At 60.2% G+C, this 13,334-nt stretch carries 12 protein-coding genes; 7 read left to right on the top strand and 5 right to left on the bottom strand.

Annotated elements, in window-relative coordinates; translation table 11 throughout:
- The first annotated feature begins 20 nt into the window (after window positions 1-20).
- On the top strand, window positions 21-1,067 hold the full coding sequence (moaA, locus tag AB8B31_RS11425; protein WP_028733030.1) for a GTP 3',8-cyclase MoaA: 1,047 nt from the start codon (window positions 21-23) through the stop codon (window positions 1,065-1,067).
- A gap of 354 nt (window positions 1,068-1,421) precedes the next feature.
- Here moaA and AB8B31_RS11430 read toward each other — a convergent pair whose 3' ends face one another.
- Window positions 1,422-2,207: a class I SAM-dependent methyltransferase gene (locus tag AB8B31_RS11430; RefSeq protein WP_028733031.1), complete on the bottom strand. Its 786-nt coding sequence runs from the start codon at window positions 2,205-2,207 to the stop codon at window positions 1,422-1,424.
- Window positions 2,208-2,322: 115 nt separating this feature from the next.
- On the opposite strand from AB8B31_RS11430, the gene AB8B31_RS11435 reads away from it, so the two are divergent.
- From AB8B31_RS11435 to AB8B31_RS11445, 3 genes are read left to right on the top strand one after another with little or no spacing between them, the layout of a single operon-like run.
- Window positions 2,323-3,459, top strand: coding sequence for an ABC transporter substrate-binding protein (locus AB8B31_RS11435; RefSeq protein WP_028733032.1), 1,137 nt, complete (start codon window positions 2,323-2,325; stop codon window positions 3,457-3,459).
- Between the two features lie 6 nt (window positions 3,460-3,465).
- Entirely contained in the window at window positions 3,466-4,536 is a 1,071-nt protein-coding gene (locus tag AB8B31_RS11440; RefSeq protein WP_028733033.1) for a FecCD family ABC transporter permease, read from the top strand.
- A complete protein-coding gene (locus tag AB8B31_RS11445) occupies window positions 4,530-5,282 on the top strand; it encodes an ABC transporter ATP-binding protein (RefSeq protein WP_028733034.1) in 753 nt (250 codons plus the stop codon). The genes AB8B31_RS11440 and AB8B31_RS11445 overlap by 7 nt, the downstream gene beginning before the upstream one ends.
- A gap of 24 nt (window positions 5,283-5,306) precedes the next feature.
- On the opposite strand, the gene AB8B31_RS11450 is transcribed toward AB8B31_RS11445, so the two are convergent.
- The 4 genes from AB8B31_RS11450 to AB8B31_RS11465 form a co-directional block, all read right to left on the bottom strand.
- Window positions 5,307-6,257, bottom strand: a complete 951-nt coding sequence (locus AB8B31_RS11450) for a sugar-binding transcriptional regulator (protein ID WP_018242292.1) — start codon at window positions 6,255-6,257, stop codon at window positions 5,307-5,309.
- 21 nt (window positions 6,258-6,278) lie between these two features.
- The gene (locus AB8B31_RS11455) at window positions 6,279-7,745 is read right to left on the bottom strand and encodes an FGGY family carbohydrate kinase (RefSeq protein ID WP_028733035.1); all 1,467 of its coding nucleotides are present in this window, start codon (window positions 7,743-7,745) and stop codon (window positions 6,279-6,281) included.
- Between the two features lie 68 nt (window positions 7,746-7,813).
- Window positions 7,814-8,770, bottom strand: coding sequence for a transketolase family protein (locus AB8B31_RS11460; protein WP_028733036.1), 957 nt, complete (start codon window positions 8,768-8,770; stop codon window positions 7,814-7,816).
- The gene (locus AB8B31_RS11465; RefSeq protein WP_028733037.1) at window positions 8,770-9,579 is read right to left on the bottom strand and encodes a transketolase; all 810 of its coding nucleotides are present in this window, start codon (window positions 9,577-9,579) and stop codon (window positions 8,770-8,772) included. The genes AB8B31_RS11460 and AB8B31_RS11465 overlap by 1 nt, the downstream gene beginning before the upstream one ends.
- A gap of 206 nt (window positions 9,580-9,785) precedes the next feature.
- On the opposite strand from AB8B31_RS11465, the gene AB8B31_RS11470 reads away from it, so the two are divergent.
- From AB8B31_RS11470 to AB8B31_RS11480, 3 genes are all read left to right on the top strand, one after another.
- Window positions 9,786-10,766: an ABC transporter permease gene (locus AB8B31_RS11470; protein ID WP_018446373.1), complete on the top strand. Its 981-nt coding sequence runs from the start codon at window positions 9,786-9,788 to the stop codon at window positions 10,764-10,766.
- Window positions 10,767-10,883: 117 nt separating this feature from the next.
- On the top strand, window positions 10,884-11,813 hold the full coding sequence (locus AB8B31_RS11475) for a sugar ABC transporter substrate-binding protein (RefSeq protein ID WP_028733038.1): 930 nt from the start codon (window positions 10,884-10,886) through the stop codon (window positions 11,811-11,813).
- A 28-nt stretch (window positions 11,814-11,841) separates the two neighbouring features.
- On the top strand, window positions 11,842-13,320 hold the full coding sequence (locus tag AB8B31_RS11480) for a sugar ABC transporter ATP-binding protein (RefSeq protein WP_028733039.1): 1,479 nt from the start codon (window positions 11,842-11,844) through the stop codon (window positions 13,318-13,320).
- The last annotated feature ends 14 nt before the right edge of the window (window positions 13,321-13,334 follow it).

Consider the following 13,334-nt stretch of genomic DNA (forward strand, 5'->3'; position numbering starts at 1 on the left):
ACTGGAGTACGGAGATACAGGTGAACAGCAGAGTTGGAACGATAGGCAATGCATCGCCGCTGGTGGCAGGTGCGGACCCGATGATCGACCCCTTCGGGCGGGCGGTCACCTATCTCCGTGTCTCCGTCACCGACCGCTGCGATTTCCGCTGCACCTATTGCATGGCGGAGAACATGACCTTCCTGCCGAAGAAGGATCTCTTGACGCTGGAAGAGCTCGACCGGCTCTGTTCCGCCTTCATTGCCAAGGGTGTCGGCAAGATCAGGCTGACCGGCGGCGAGCCCTTGGTGCGCAAGAACATCATGTATCTGGTGCGCCAGCTCGGCCAGAAGATTGGTTCCGGCCTCGATGAGCTGACGCTGACGACCAACGGTTCGCAGCTTTCCCGCCATGCCGAGGAGCTTTATGATTGCGGCGTGCGTCGCATCAACGTTTCGCTCGACACGCTCGATCCCGACAAGTTCCGCAAGATCACCCGCTGGGGCGATTTCGCCAAGGTCATGGAAGGCATCGATGCCGCTCAGAAAGCCGGGCTGAAGGTCAAGCTCAACGCTGTGGCGCTGAAGGATTTCAACGATGCCGAGATGCCGGAGCTCCTGCGCTTCGCCCATGGCCGCGGCATGGATTTGACCGTCATCGAAACTATGCCCATGGGCGAGATCGAAGAAGACCGCACCGACCAGTATCTGCCGCTCTCGAAACTGCGCGCCGATCTCGAAGACCAGTTCACCCTTGTCGACATCGATTACCAGACCGGTGGCCCGGCGCGTTACGTTAGGGTGGAGGAAACCGGCGGCCGCCTCGGCTTCATCACGCCGATGACCCATAATTTCTGCGAGAGCTGCAACCGCGTGCGCCTCACCTGCACCGGCACGCTCTACATGTGTCTTGGCCAGAACGACGCCGCCGATCTCCGCGCGGCACTCCGCGCCACTGAAGACGATGCCCTCCTCCTGGCCGCCATCGACGAGGCCATCACCCGCAAACCCAAAGGCCACGACTTCATCATCGACCGCACGCATAACCGTCCTGCCGTGGCGCGGCATATGAGTGTCACCGGTGGGTGAGGCGCGGTCCCGCAAAGCGGGAGCGATCGATCCAGTGAATCGATCGCAGCGCCGAACGCCCTGAGCCCCGCGAAGGGCCGGGATACGGTACGGCAAACTCCCCTAACCATAGCCGCCGCACCAAGACCCAAAAGAGGACGCGCGTCGGTGCCACATCCCGCTTCTCCCGAGCGGGGAGAAGTGCCGGAGCGATAGCGAGGCGATGAGGGGGTAAGCGACGACAGGAGCGCATGCACTGAGCGCAAGCGAAGGGCAATGAATGGTGTGCCGTGCAGCCCCCTCATCCGACCCTGCGGGCCACCTTCTCCCCGAGGGGAGAAGAGGGAGCAAGCCGCAGCGCCGCCACCAACCCCATCACCCAGGCTTACGCGCACAAATCGCAAACCGCTCCTGCACCATGCGCTCGAGTCCGCGCAGGAACGGCATCTTGCGCGCCTGCGCCCAATGGATATCCCTAAGCTTGCGGTCGACGACGATGTCTGTAAATCCGGCTTGGCGCAGAAGTTCGACGACCGCTTCGGCCGGCATCTGGCTGGAGAAATGCACGCGTGAGCGGATCTTCTGGTGCCGCGCCATCATCTCCGGCGTCATGTGGCTCGCCGCCGGCTTGCCGGTCACCTTCGTCCAGAGCTTCTGCAGGCCCTTGACCCAGGTTTCCCTACCCATATTGCCGTCGAGGATCAGCACCTTACCGCCCGGCTTCAGTACCGCGAACCATTCCTTGAAGGCAGCAGCCGGGTCCACCAGCGTCCAGACGAGATGCCGGTTGGTGATGACGTCGTAGCTTCCCCGTGGTTCCATCGTGTTTTCGGCGTCGCCGGACACGAAGCGGATATCGGTGCCGCGTTTCTTCGCCTTGGCGCGCGCCTGCGCCAGCATTGCATCCGACCAGTCGAGGCCGGTGACTGCAAAGCCGGCACCATGCATCAGATGCGAGATGACGGCGGTGCCGCAGGCAAGATCGAGTGCCGCGCGACCTTGGCCCTCACCCAGATGCTTTCTGATCAGCCGCTGCCAGCCTTTCCGCTCCGCTTCCGAAAAGATTTCATGGCCGACGCTCTGATCGAAGGTCGCCGCCCGTTCCGACCAGAAGTCGCGGATTTCATCGCGGATGGAGTAGTTCGTGTTCATGGAATTCATCTGAGGCACCCCGGCATCGGATCAGTTTGGAAACGCTCTAAAACATATAACTTGATTCATAAAGTCATATTTCTTATGCCTGCGGACATTATTCAGACCTCGGGGGAATTTCCAGATGAATTTCGTGAAAATACTCGCAGTCTCCGCAGCGGCGATTGCGAGCCTGATGCCGCTTTCGGCCTGGGCGCAATCCTTCACCGTCAAGGATGTCGCGGGCCGCGAAGTGACCTTCGACAAGCCGGTCGAACGTGTGATCCTTGGGGAAGGCCGCATGCTCTACGCCGTCGCACCCATCGAGAAGGAGGATCCCTTCGCCAAGATCGTCGGCTGGCGCAACGATCTCTGGACCACCGACAAGGACGGCTTCAACGCCTATGTCGAGAAGTTTCCGAAAGGCAAGGACCTGCCCTTCCTCGGTAACCTCACAGACGGCACGCTGCAGACCGAGACGGTCATCAAGCTTCATCCCGATGTGCTGCTGCTGCCGATCGGCAACAAGACGGCGGCTGACGAGGTGAAGCTCGAAGACATGCTGAACGGCATCGGCGTGAAGATCGTCTACATCGATTTCCGCGAGCATATCCTCGCCAACACCGAGCCGAGCCTGAAGATCCTCGGCCAGATCTTCGGCCATGAGGATCGCGCCGAAGCCGTCGCCAGCTTCTGGAAAGAGCAGATGGCCCGCGTCACCGACAAGCTGAAGGCCGCCAATCCGCCGAAGCCAAATGTCTTCATGTATCGCGCCGCAGGCCTGGTCGAATGCTGCGGCACCTTCGGTCCCGACAATTTCGGCCTGATGGTCGATTGGGCCGGCGGCCACAATCTCGGCTCCGATTTCCTGCCGGGCTATACCGGCTCGATCAATGCCGAGCAGGTCGTCGCCTCCAATCCTGACGTCATCGTCGTCACCGGCTCCAACTGGAGCCAGACCAAGAATGCCAAGGATTATGTGAATGTCGGTCCCAATGCTGCCGCCACCTTCGACGACAGCCGCAAAGCGCTGAACATGCTGATGGAAAACCCTGCCTTCACCGGCTCCAGGGCGGTTGCCGGCGGCAATGTCCATGCGATCTGGCACCAGTTCTATACCAGCCCCTACCAGTTCGTCGCCGTCCAGCAGCTGGCCAAGTGGTTCCATCCGAACCTCTTTGCCGATCTCGATCCCGATGCCACCTTCAAGGAATTCCACGAAAAATTCCTGCCGGTCGCCTATCAGCCGGGTTACTGGGTCGACGCCAAGGCGGGTCAGTAACCCGACATGGCCGAGATCGCCGCCATATCGATCGAAGCCGAAGCCGGGAGGGACCGCTACCGCGCCCTCGCCCGGCGCAAGCTTCTGATCCTTGCCGCCATGACGGCAGCGCTCTGCCTGTCCTTTGCGGTCGATCTCGCCTGGGGCCCGGCCCGCTATAGTCTCAGTGAAGTCGTCGCTGCCCTTCTCGACCCCTCCTCGGTTTCGGATCAGGTGCGCGCCGTCGTCTGGGGCATCCGCATGCCGGTTGCCGTGATGGCGATCGTCGTCGGTGCATCGCTCTCCGTCGCCGGTGCGCAGATGCAGACGATCCTCGCCAATCCGCTCGCCAGCCCCTTCACGCTCGGCATTTCGGCAGCAGCAAGTTTCGGTGCCGCGCTTGCCATCGTCACCAGCGTTCCGCTTCTGCCTGTGGCAGCCGGGCTGCTGGTGCCGGTCAATGCCTTCATCATGGCGCTGATCGCCACACTCTTCATCCATTTCATCTCGCAAGCCCGGGGCGTCTCGGTGCAGACGGTGGTGCTGCTCGGCATCGCGCTGGTCTTCACCTTCAATGCGGCTCTCGCGTTCCTGCAATATCTCGCCTCCGAACAGGCGCTGTCGGCCGTCGTCTTCTGGACGATGGGCAGCCTCACCAAGGCCACCTGGCCGAAGATCTGGGTGACGCTTGCCGTCCTGTTGGCAGCACTTCCGCTCTTTGCCCGCAACGCCTGGGCGCTGACCGCCATCCGCCTCGGCGAGGACAAGGCTGCAAGCTTCGGCGTCAATGTCCGCCGCATCCGGCTCGAAACCATGCTGATCGTCTCGCTGCTTGCCGCAGTGCCTGTGAGCTTTGTCGGGACGATCGGCTTCGTCGGCCTCGTCGGGCCGCATATCGCGCGCATGATCCTCGGCGAGGATCAGCGTTTCTTCCTGCCGGGATCGATCCTGTCGGGCGCGCTGCTGCTCTCTCTGACCTCGATCGTCTCGAAGTCGATCATCCCCGGCGTCGTCTTCCCGATCGGCATCATCACCGCGCTGGTTGGCGTACCCTTCTTTTTCTCGCTCATCCTCTCGAACAGGAGCCGATCGTGGTAGCGCTTCAATTGCAGGCGGTCGGCGCCTATCACGGCCGCAAACTCTTCGTCGAAGACGTGACGACGCCGGTGATGAAATCAGGCGAGGTCGTGGCGGTGATCGGCCCGAACGCCGCCGGCAAGTCGACGCTTTTCAAGCGCATCACCGGCCTGCTCAAAGGGCCTGGCCATGTCGTCGTCGAAGGCTCGAAGACAAAAAACGCCATCAGCTACATGCCGCAGGATACCTCGGCAAACGCGGTGCTGACAGTCTACGAATCCATCCTGCTTGCCCGCAAACAGGGCCAGTCCTGGGCTGTCAGCGACAGCGACCTGCGCTTCATCGACGAGATCATGAAGGCGCTTGATATCATCGCCATCGCCTTCCGCGATCTCGGCGCGCTGTCCGGCGGCCAGCGCCAGTTGGTCTCGATCGCCCAGGCCCTGGTGCGCGAGCCTGAGATCATGCTGATGGACGAACCAACAAGCGCGCTCGACCTCCACCGCCAGGTCGAAGTCCTCGACTTCATGCGCCGCCAGGCCCGCGCCAAGGGCATGATCGTGCTGATTGCCATCCACGACCTCAACCAGGCGCTACGTTTCGCCGACAAGGTCCTGGTCATCGCCAACGGCCGCATGCACGCCTGCGGCACCCCCCGCGACGTCGTCACTGCCGAGATGTTGCGGGAGATCTACAGGGTCGAGGCCCGGGTGGAGAAATGCTCGATGGACCATGACCATGTGATTGTGGATGGGACAGCGCATTGAGGTTGGCAAAATCAGTCTGCCTCATCAGTCGATCAATCGCTGCGCGGTAAACTTGTCGGTAACAAGCATGTCGATAACCCCCACACGGAGCGCCCCTGCGATAGCGTCAGTCTTTTTGGACCCACCGGCAAGAGCAATGACCCGGTCCACCCGTTCGAGATCCTCGAGTGGAAGCCCTATGACCCGGTCGTCCAGGGGTGTCTTGACCGGCTTGCCGTTTTTATCGAAGAAGCGAAGTGAGATATCGCCGACGGCTCCCGCTTCCGCGAGATCAGAGAGTTCGCGAGACGAAAAGATGTTGCCGGACCGTGCGAGAAGTTCGGACGGTTCGACTGCTCCGATTCCGACGATCGCAAGCGTTATGCTGCCGAACAAGTCCATCGTCTCCCGAACGTATGGATCGGCCTGCATAAGAAATTTTGCCTCTCTGGACGTCGTAACGCCCTGCACAGCGAGCAGTTTTGGCTCAGCGCCGGTCAGGCGAGCAAGCCGCGTGGTAAGCTGCGTCGCATGCGTCTGCACTGAAGGATCGCCCATGCCTCCAAGGGTTTGGACGACGTATTTCGCCTGAGCGCTCTTCAGCGGATGAATGTTCTCGACCATCTTGGAGATGGTCTGGCTCCAACTCGAAACGCCGATGATCTCCCCTGGCGCAAGCGTCACCTCCAAGAGATGAGCCGCTGCCTCTCCGATACGGGCCATGATGGCTCCGTCCCGATCTTCCGTGCACTCCACGACGATCGCCTCCGGCAAATCATATTTCTCGCGAAGCGCGCCCTCGAGCTCGCTGTAGGTGCCAACAGGGGGCGTCACGCTGGTTCGGACAATATCTTCAGCCTCTGCACGCTTGAGCATGCGCGACACCGTCGCCTGCGACAGGCGAAGGTGCTCTGCGATCTCCGCCTGTCGCCGTCCCTCCAAATGGTACATCTGGGCGACCCTTGAAATGAGGCGGAGTTCATTGAGGCGAGTCATCGCTAATCCTAGGGTGAATTTTTATTCATCATTAGCCGTTGTTTCGCGGGACGTCGAGCGGGCAAGTGCATCACTCCATGTATTCAGAAGCACCGCTCGATCCACGGGTTCCGGGTCAATGATATGCGAGCTCCGGGGCAGCTCTGCGATAACATGAAGATCGCTCCACAAGCCAAGTGAGAGACCCGCGAGATATGCGGCTCCCAAAGCCGACGCCTCGGGTGCTTCGCATTGGATCACGGGATGTTCGATGAGGTTCGAGACACACTGCATCAGGAACCGGTTTTGGCTCGGTCCGCCGTCTACATAGAGCGCCCCGAGCTCGCCGCCGCTTTGTGCACGCATGGCGGCGATCACGTCGTGCACCTGGAAGGCGATCGAGTCGGTTACCGACCGCGCCATTTGCGCACGTGTCGTATTGAAGTTGATCTGGGAGAACAGGGCACGGGCGTCCGAGTTCCAATAGGGTGCGCCCAGTCCCACGAATGCTGGCACGAAGCCCGGTCCGCCCGGTTCGGCGCTCGCCGCAAGTTCGACAAGGGCCGCCACGTCTGAAAGGCCGAGAATGCCTGCCATCCAGGGGAGACTGGCGGCGCAAACGAGAATATTGCCTTCGAAAGCGAAAGTCGGCTTTCCATGGAGACGCCATGCGACGGTCGTTGTGACGCCGTTGCGTGGGGGAATGAATCGCGGAAGCGTCGTCATGATAGAAGAGCCGGTTCCAAAGGTTACCTTGCCATCACCCGGCTTGAATGCGCCATGGCCGAACAGCGCAGCATGGCTGTCTCCGATCGCGGCCATTATCGGAGTTCCATCCGGCACGCCTGGCAACCCTTGCGTCCTGCCGAAGTCGGCAGAGCTGTCGAGTACCTCGGGGAGAAGCGCGATATCCACACCGAAAATCTCGCCAAGTTCCTTGCTCCATCTCTGCTCCTGGAGATCGAACAACTGGCTCCTGGCGGCATTGGAAGCATCGCAGACATGCCGGCGCCCACCCGTCAGGCAGTGGACGAGCCAACTGTCGACCGTTCCCAGCCGCACCGATCGCCCGGCCGGCATACGGTCGAGCAGCCATCGGAATTTCGAACCCGGGAACATCGGATCCAGTGGCAGGCCTGTGAGCGCCTGCACACGGTCAAGGTGGCCTTCGACAATGAGACGTTCGCAATCCTGTGCCGTTCGACGGCACTGCCAGCTTACCACCGGTCCAAGTGCTTCTCCCGTTTCGGCGTCCCAAGCCGTGACTGACTCGCGCTGATTGGAAATCGCCACGGCCTCGACAATGACGTCGGGGGCGGCCTTCACGCAGGCGTCGATCGCCTCGCAGACGGATGCGTAGAGCCGCCGTGGGTCTTGTTCGACCCAGCCTGGTTTCGGATAGGTGATGCCGACTGGAGCCGAACCTCTGCCAACAATTTCTCCCTTTTCGGAAACGAGAACTGCCTTTGAATTGGTGGTGCCCTGGTCAATTGCCAGAATTGCCCGCATTCTATCCTCCCCAGATCAGACGGCAGCCGGGACGACAAAAGGCATCCGGGCTGATCACGTGATCCCAGTTACTTGCGCCTGATCAGCGACTGCGCCGCGTCGGCGATTGCGGACGGCGCCATCCCGAATTCGTCGAGCAGGAACTCTGCCGAACCGGTCGGAGCATAGACGCCGGGAACTCCGAGACGTTTCATCGGGACTGGAGCATTGTCGACCACCACTTCGGCGACCGCGGAACCGAGCCCGCCAAAGATCGAATGCTCTTCGGCTGTGACGATCGCTCCGGTTTCCTTCGCCGCCGCGATGATGGCGTCCTCGTCGATCGGACGAACCGTTGCAAGGTTGAGCACTCTGGCGTTGATACCGCGTTCTGCGAGGATCTCGGCAGCCTTTAGGATTCGATGAGTCAAAGTGCCGTTTGCGATAAGGGTGACGTCAAAACCCTGGCGAAGGAGGTTTGCCTTGCCAAGTTCGAACTTGTGACCCTCCGGAAGGAGATCAGGCACACCCACGCGAGACAGGCGCAGGAAACAGGGGCCGTTGTAGGCCGCGGCCCACTCAACCGCAGCAGCTGTTTCGATGCGGTCACAAGGCGCAATGACCGGGAGATTAGGCAGAACCCGCGTCCAGGCGAAGTCCTCGATTGAGTGATGGGTCGGGCCGAGTTCGCCATACGCCATTCCAGAAGAAATGCCGACCAGCTTGACGTTGGCATTCGAATACGAAATATCGGCCTTGATCTGCTCCAGCGACCGTCCCGTTAGAAACGGAGCGGCGGCGCACACGAACGGAAGGCGTCCGCCATTGGCGAGGCCTGCTCCAACCCCCACCATGTTCTGCTCGGCGATACCGACATTGACGAGGCGCTCTGCAAACTTCGCCTTGAAGCCGCCGAGTTTGGAGGAACCTACGGAGTCGTTGCAGACGGCAACGATTGTTTCGTTTTCGGCTGCCAGCCGCTCAAGCGTAGTGGCGAATGCGTCGCGGCAATCGTAGAGCTTGGGTGCGTTTATTGGCGCGTTCATTACAGTGCCTCCGACAATTCTGCCAATGCGATTTCGTATTGTTCCTTGCTCGGTACCTTGTGGTGCCAGTCGACTCGGTCTTGCATGAACGAGATTCCATGCCCCTTGTTGGTGTGGGCGACGATGCAATGCGGCCTCGATCCCCGGTGTTCGAGGGCTGAAACGACTTCGCTCATATTGTTCCCGTTGATCTCGCTGACTTCCCAATCGAAAGCTTCAAGCTTCGGACGAAGCGGGGCGAGATCGTTGGTTTCCGCCAGGGCGGCGCCCTGTTGGAACCTGTTGTGGTCGATGACCAGCGTCAAGTTATCGAGCTTGAACTGCGCGGCCGCCATGATCGCTTCCCAGTTGGAGCCCTCCTGCATCTCACCGTCGCCGGTGACGACATAGGTGTGATATTTCGCGCCCGAGAGCTTGGCGGCTTTTGCCATTCCTATTGCGACTGGAAGACCGTGGCCGAGCGGCCCGGTATTCGTTTCGACGCCAGGGACCTTGTTGCAATTTGGATGCCCGTTCAGCCTCGAATGCGGCTGCAAAAAGGTCGAAATCTCTTCCTCCGGGATGAAGCCACGTTTTGCGAGCGTCACATACAGAGCGCATGCAGTATGTCCCTTCGAAAGAACGAACCTGTCGCGGTCGGGGTGCTTCGGCTGATCGGGCCAAACATTCAGCACACGAAAATAGAGGGCAGTCAAAATGTCGATAACCGACATCTCCCCGCCAATATGGCCGGCCCCCGCTTCAAAGACCGCCTGGAGATCGCGCAATCGGATCTCGCGAGCGACCCGCTCGAGTTCTGTCGTATTCATGGATTCCTCTCATGCATAAATATTCAGTTATCAATATTTTTGCACAAGACGCCGATTAGTCAAGCCCCTTAAGCGGTACACCGGCAGTTGCAAGCCCAGAAAATCCTATTGACAGCCGAAAGGCAACTTGTTAATGAATTTTCCGGCATAAGTGAATATTTATTCTCAGAACGAATTAGCGATCAGCCTACGCATAGGGAGGAACAATGGTGGCGCTTGATATCAATGAACACAGGCTTTCGTCCGGCGCCTGGTTGAGCAAGCTCAAGGGCGCCACCGGCCCACTCGTGGGGCTGCTCGCGCTTTGCGTCTTTCTGAGCGTCAGCACCGACACGTTTCTGTCGGTTCGGAACGGCCTCAACATCCTCGATCAGATCACGGTTCTCGGCATCATGGCCGTCGGAATGACCTTTGTCATTCTGATCGGCGGCATCGATCTCTCCGTCGGCTCGGCACTCGCTCTTGCGATGATGGTCATGGGCTGGACTGCGAATGTCGCCGGCCTACCGCTGCCGGTCGGGATCGCTTTTGCTCTGGTCGCATCGGGCGTTTCGGGGCTGATCGTCGGACTACTGGTGACGCAGTTCAGGGTTCCAGCGTTTATTGCCACTCTTGCAATGATGTCCGCGGCTCGCGGCGTCGCAAATATGATCACGGACGGCCAGCAGATCGTGGGATTCCCCGACTGGTTCATGATGCTGGCAATCGATCGCCATTTCGGCGTGTTGACCGCCACTGTGTTTCTCATGCTTGCGGTTGTTCTTGCGGCGTGGCTTTTCCTGCACTTCCGGTCCGAAGGTCGCATGCTCTACGCGGTGGGAGGAAATCCGGAAGTCGCTCGGCTGGCGGGTATCAACGTCCCGCTCGTGACGATTGGCGTCTACGTCGCAAGTTCAGTCCTTGCGGGGCTCGCAGGCATCGTACTCGCCGCCAGGCTGGACTCCGTCCAGCCGTCCAGTGGTCTGGGCTATGAGTTGGACACCATCGCTGCGGTCGTCATCGGCGGGACTTCACTCTCGGGGGGCGCGGGCGGTATCGGAGGAACACTTATCGGTGTTCTTATCATCGGCGTCCTTCGCAACGGGCTCAATCTTCTCAACGTCTCGCCCTTCCTGCAGCAAGTGATCATCGGCATCGTCATCGTGCTCGCGGTCGGCGCGGAGACTATTCGTCGGCGTCGCGCCTGACGAACGGGGTCCGCCGCATTGGCGGGCCTGGAATTCCGCTCCAAGGGTTTGGGGCGGATCAATACCCCGAGGGGGAGGACATACCCGAGGGTTCCATCAAACAACGGAGGAAATACAATGAAAATAGCGCGCACCATGCTCGCGTCTGCTGCACTGCTGGGTCTCATGCTCGGCCCCGTACACGCGGCGGAACTGAAGAAGCTCGGCTTGGCCGTTGCCAACCTTCAGGCAAACTTCTTCAACCAGATCAAGCAATCGGTCGAAGCCGAAGCCAAGAAGCGCGGCATCGAAGTCATCACGGTCGACGCAAAGGGCGACGGGCCGACACAGGTCAATCAGATTCAGGACCTCCTGACCCAGAAAATCGACGCGCTGATCTACATTCCGGCAGGTGCGGCCGCTGCGACCGTTCCGGTCAAGCTCGCGAAGAACGCTGGTATTCCGGTCGTGAACGTTGACCGCAACGCCGAGGGAGCACCCGGCGATACATTCCTTGCAACGGATTCCGTCGCGTCTGCCAAGGCCGTGTGCGACTACATCCTGAAGGAAGCCGGCGGCAAGGGGAAGATGGTCATCATCCACGGCCAGAAGGGCACGACGCCGGAAGTCGATCGTTCGAAGGGCTGCGCTGAATCTCTCAAGGCATATCCGGACGTCAAGGTTGTCGCCGAGCAGTTCTCGAACATCTGGAGCCAGGACGAAGGATTCCAGATCATGCAGAATATGCTGCAGGCAAATCCGGACGTTTCGATCGTGTTCGCCCAGGCCGACGGCCTCGCCCTTGGCGCCGCACAGGCGATCAAGGTCGCCAATCCTTCCCAGAAGATCGTGGTTGGCGGCTTCGATGGTGACACCGCAGCTCTCGAAGCGCTCAGCAAGGGCGTCTTCAACGTAACTGCGACCCAGCAGACGCAGAAGATGGGCCGCGATGCGGTTGAAAACGCCGCCAAGCTTGTCGCCGGAGAAAAGGTGCCGCCGATCCAGCTCATGGATGCCACGCTGACAACCAAGGAAAACGTCGCAGGCTTCATCGCCAACCATCCGTAATGAAGTTGAGGTCTTGAGGAGGTGTGCCATGACTGATCCAGTTCTTTCCCTGAGGGGCATATCCAAGTGGTATGGGCCGCTCCAGGTTCTGAAGAATGTCAGCTTGGACGTCTATCCGGGCGAAGTGGTTGCACTTCTCGGTGAAAACGGAGCGGGCAAGTCAACGCTATCGGGCATCATCGCCGGGTCCCGCACACCGTCCGAAGGATCAATGACATGGCTGGGGCAGCCTTATGCCCCAGCCACCCCAAGGGAAGCGATCGACAAGGGCGTTGTCCTGATCCACCAGGAGCTGCAGCTTCTGCCGCAACTGTCGATCGCGGAAAATGTCTTCATCGGACGCTGGCCGATGAAGAACGGCGTCGTCGATCGTCCCCAAATGGTTCGCCGGGCCCACGACCAGCTCGCTCGCTTGAACCTTCACATACCCGCAACGCGGACGGTCGCCGGCCTTTCCACAGCAAATCAACAACTCATCGAGATCGCCAAGGCGCTGGCTCTCAACGCCAAGCTACTGATCCTCGATGAGCCGACAGCCGCCCTTGGCGGCGCGGAGACGGAAGCTCTTTTCGAACAGGTTAGAAAGCTTCGGTCAGAGGGTGTCGGCATCGTCTACATTTCCCACCGCATGGAAGAGATCAAGCGAATAACCGACCGGATCGTCGTTCTTCGCGATGGCGAGCGTGTGCAGGAATTCTCCGACAGCGCGACACCGGTGCGAACGATCGTCGAGAGCATGGTCGGACGCCCGCTTGACCGCTTGTTCCCTGCCCTGCCGGTTCCGACAGACCATCCAGTACTCCAGGTGTCGGGGCTGAGCTCGCCGGACAACTCATTCCGTGACGTTACCTTCGATGTGCGCGCCGGGGAAATTCTCGGGATCGCCGGATTGGTCGGCGCCGGCCGCACGGAACTTGTCCGCGCCATTTCGGGCGCGGACCCAATCAGTGCAGGTTCGATCAAGCTGGAAGGCGAAGAACTCAGGCTGCGCGATCCGGCGGACGCGATCGCCAAGGGCATCGTGATGGTCCCGGAAGACCGCAAGGAGCAAGGCCTGGTTGTCGGGCACCGGATCGGCGAGAACATTATATACGCCAATCTTGACAAGCTGGGCGGGCGTTGGATTACGCCGCGCGTCAAGCGCTCGTTTGCGGAGAAGGCCGTTGCCAAGTTCGGCGTGAAGGGCCGTGCGGAGCAATATGCCTCGGACCTGTCCGGCGGCAACCAGCAGAAGGTCGTCATCGCGAAATGGCTGATGCGCGATCCTAAGGTCGTCGTACTCGACGAACCGACGAGAGGCATCGACGTCGGCGCCCGAGCGGGCATCTACGACATCATCGTCAATCTTGCCAAACGGGGCGTGGCGGTCATCGTCGTAAGCTCGGACCTCGAGGAAGTTCTCGGAGTCTCCAATCGCATTCTCGTGCTTGCGCAAGGCAAACAGGCAGGCATTCTCAATCGTGACCAGGCAAATGACGTTTCGGTCATGGAGCTAGCCACCATCTAAACAGACAGAGAAAG

Source organism: Rhizobium sp. 62_C5_N11_2, from assembly GCF_051811185.1.
Taxonomy (GTDB): Bacteria; Pseudomonadota; Alphaproteobacteria; order Rhizobiales; family Rhizobiaceae; genus Rhizobium; species Rhizobium leguminosarum.

Bases quoted from the DNA above. Each gene is read 5' to 3' on its own strand.
- AB8B31_RS11430 (WP_028733031.1), bottom strand. From the start codon at position 2,207: ATGAATTCCATGAACACGAACTACTCCATCCGCGATGAAATCCGCGAC.
- AB8B31_RS11435 (WP_028733032.1), top strand. From the start codon at position 2,323: ATGAATTTCGTGAAAATACTCGCAGTCTCCGCAGCGGCGATTGCGAGC.
- AB8B31_RS11440 (WP_028733033.1), top strand. From the start codon at position 3,466: ATGGCCGAGATCGCCGCCATATCGATCGAAGCCGAAGCCGGGAGGGAC.
- AB8B31_RS11450 (WP_018242292.1), bottom strand. From the start codon at position 6,257: ATGACTCGCCTCAATGAACTCCGCCTCATTTCAAGGGTCGCCCAGATG.
- AB8B31_RS11455 (WP_028733035.1), bottom strand. From the start codon at position 7,745: ATGCGGGCAATTCTGGCAATTGACCAGGGCACCACCAATTCAAAGGCA.
- AB8B31_RS11460 (WP_028733036.1), bottom strand. From the start codon at position 8,770: ATGAACGCGCCAATAAACGCACCCAAGCTCTACGATTGCCGCGACGCA.
- AB8B31_RS11465 (WP_028733037.1), bottom strand. From the start codon at position 9,579: ATGAATACGACAGAACTCGAGCGGGTCGCTCGCGAGATCCGATTGCGC.
- AB8B31_RS11470 (WP_018446373.1), top strand. From the start codon at position 9,786: ATGGTGGCGCTTGATATCAATGAACACAGGCTTTCGTCCGGCGCCTGG.
- AB8B31_RS11475 (WP_028733038.1), top strand. From the start codon at position 10,884: ATGAAAATAGCGCGCACCATGCTCGCGTCTGCTGCACTGCTGGGTCTC.
- AB8B31_RS11480 (WP_028733039.1), top strand. From the start codon at position 11,842: ATGACTGATCCAGTTCTTTCCCTGAGGGGCATATCCAAGTGGTATGGG.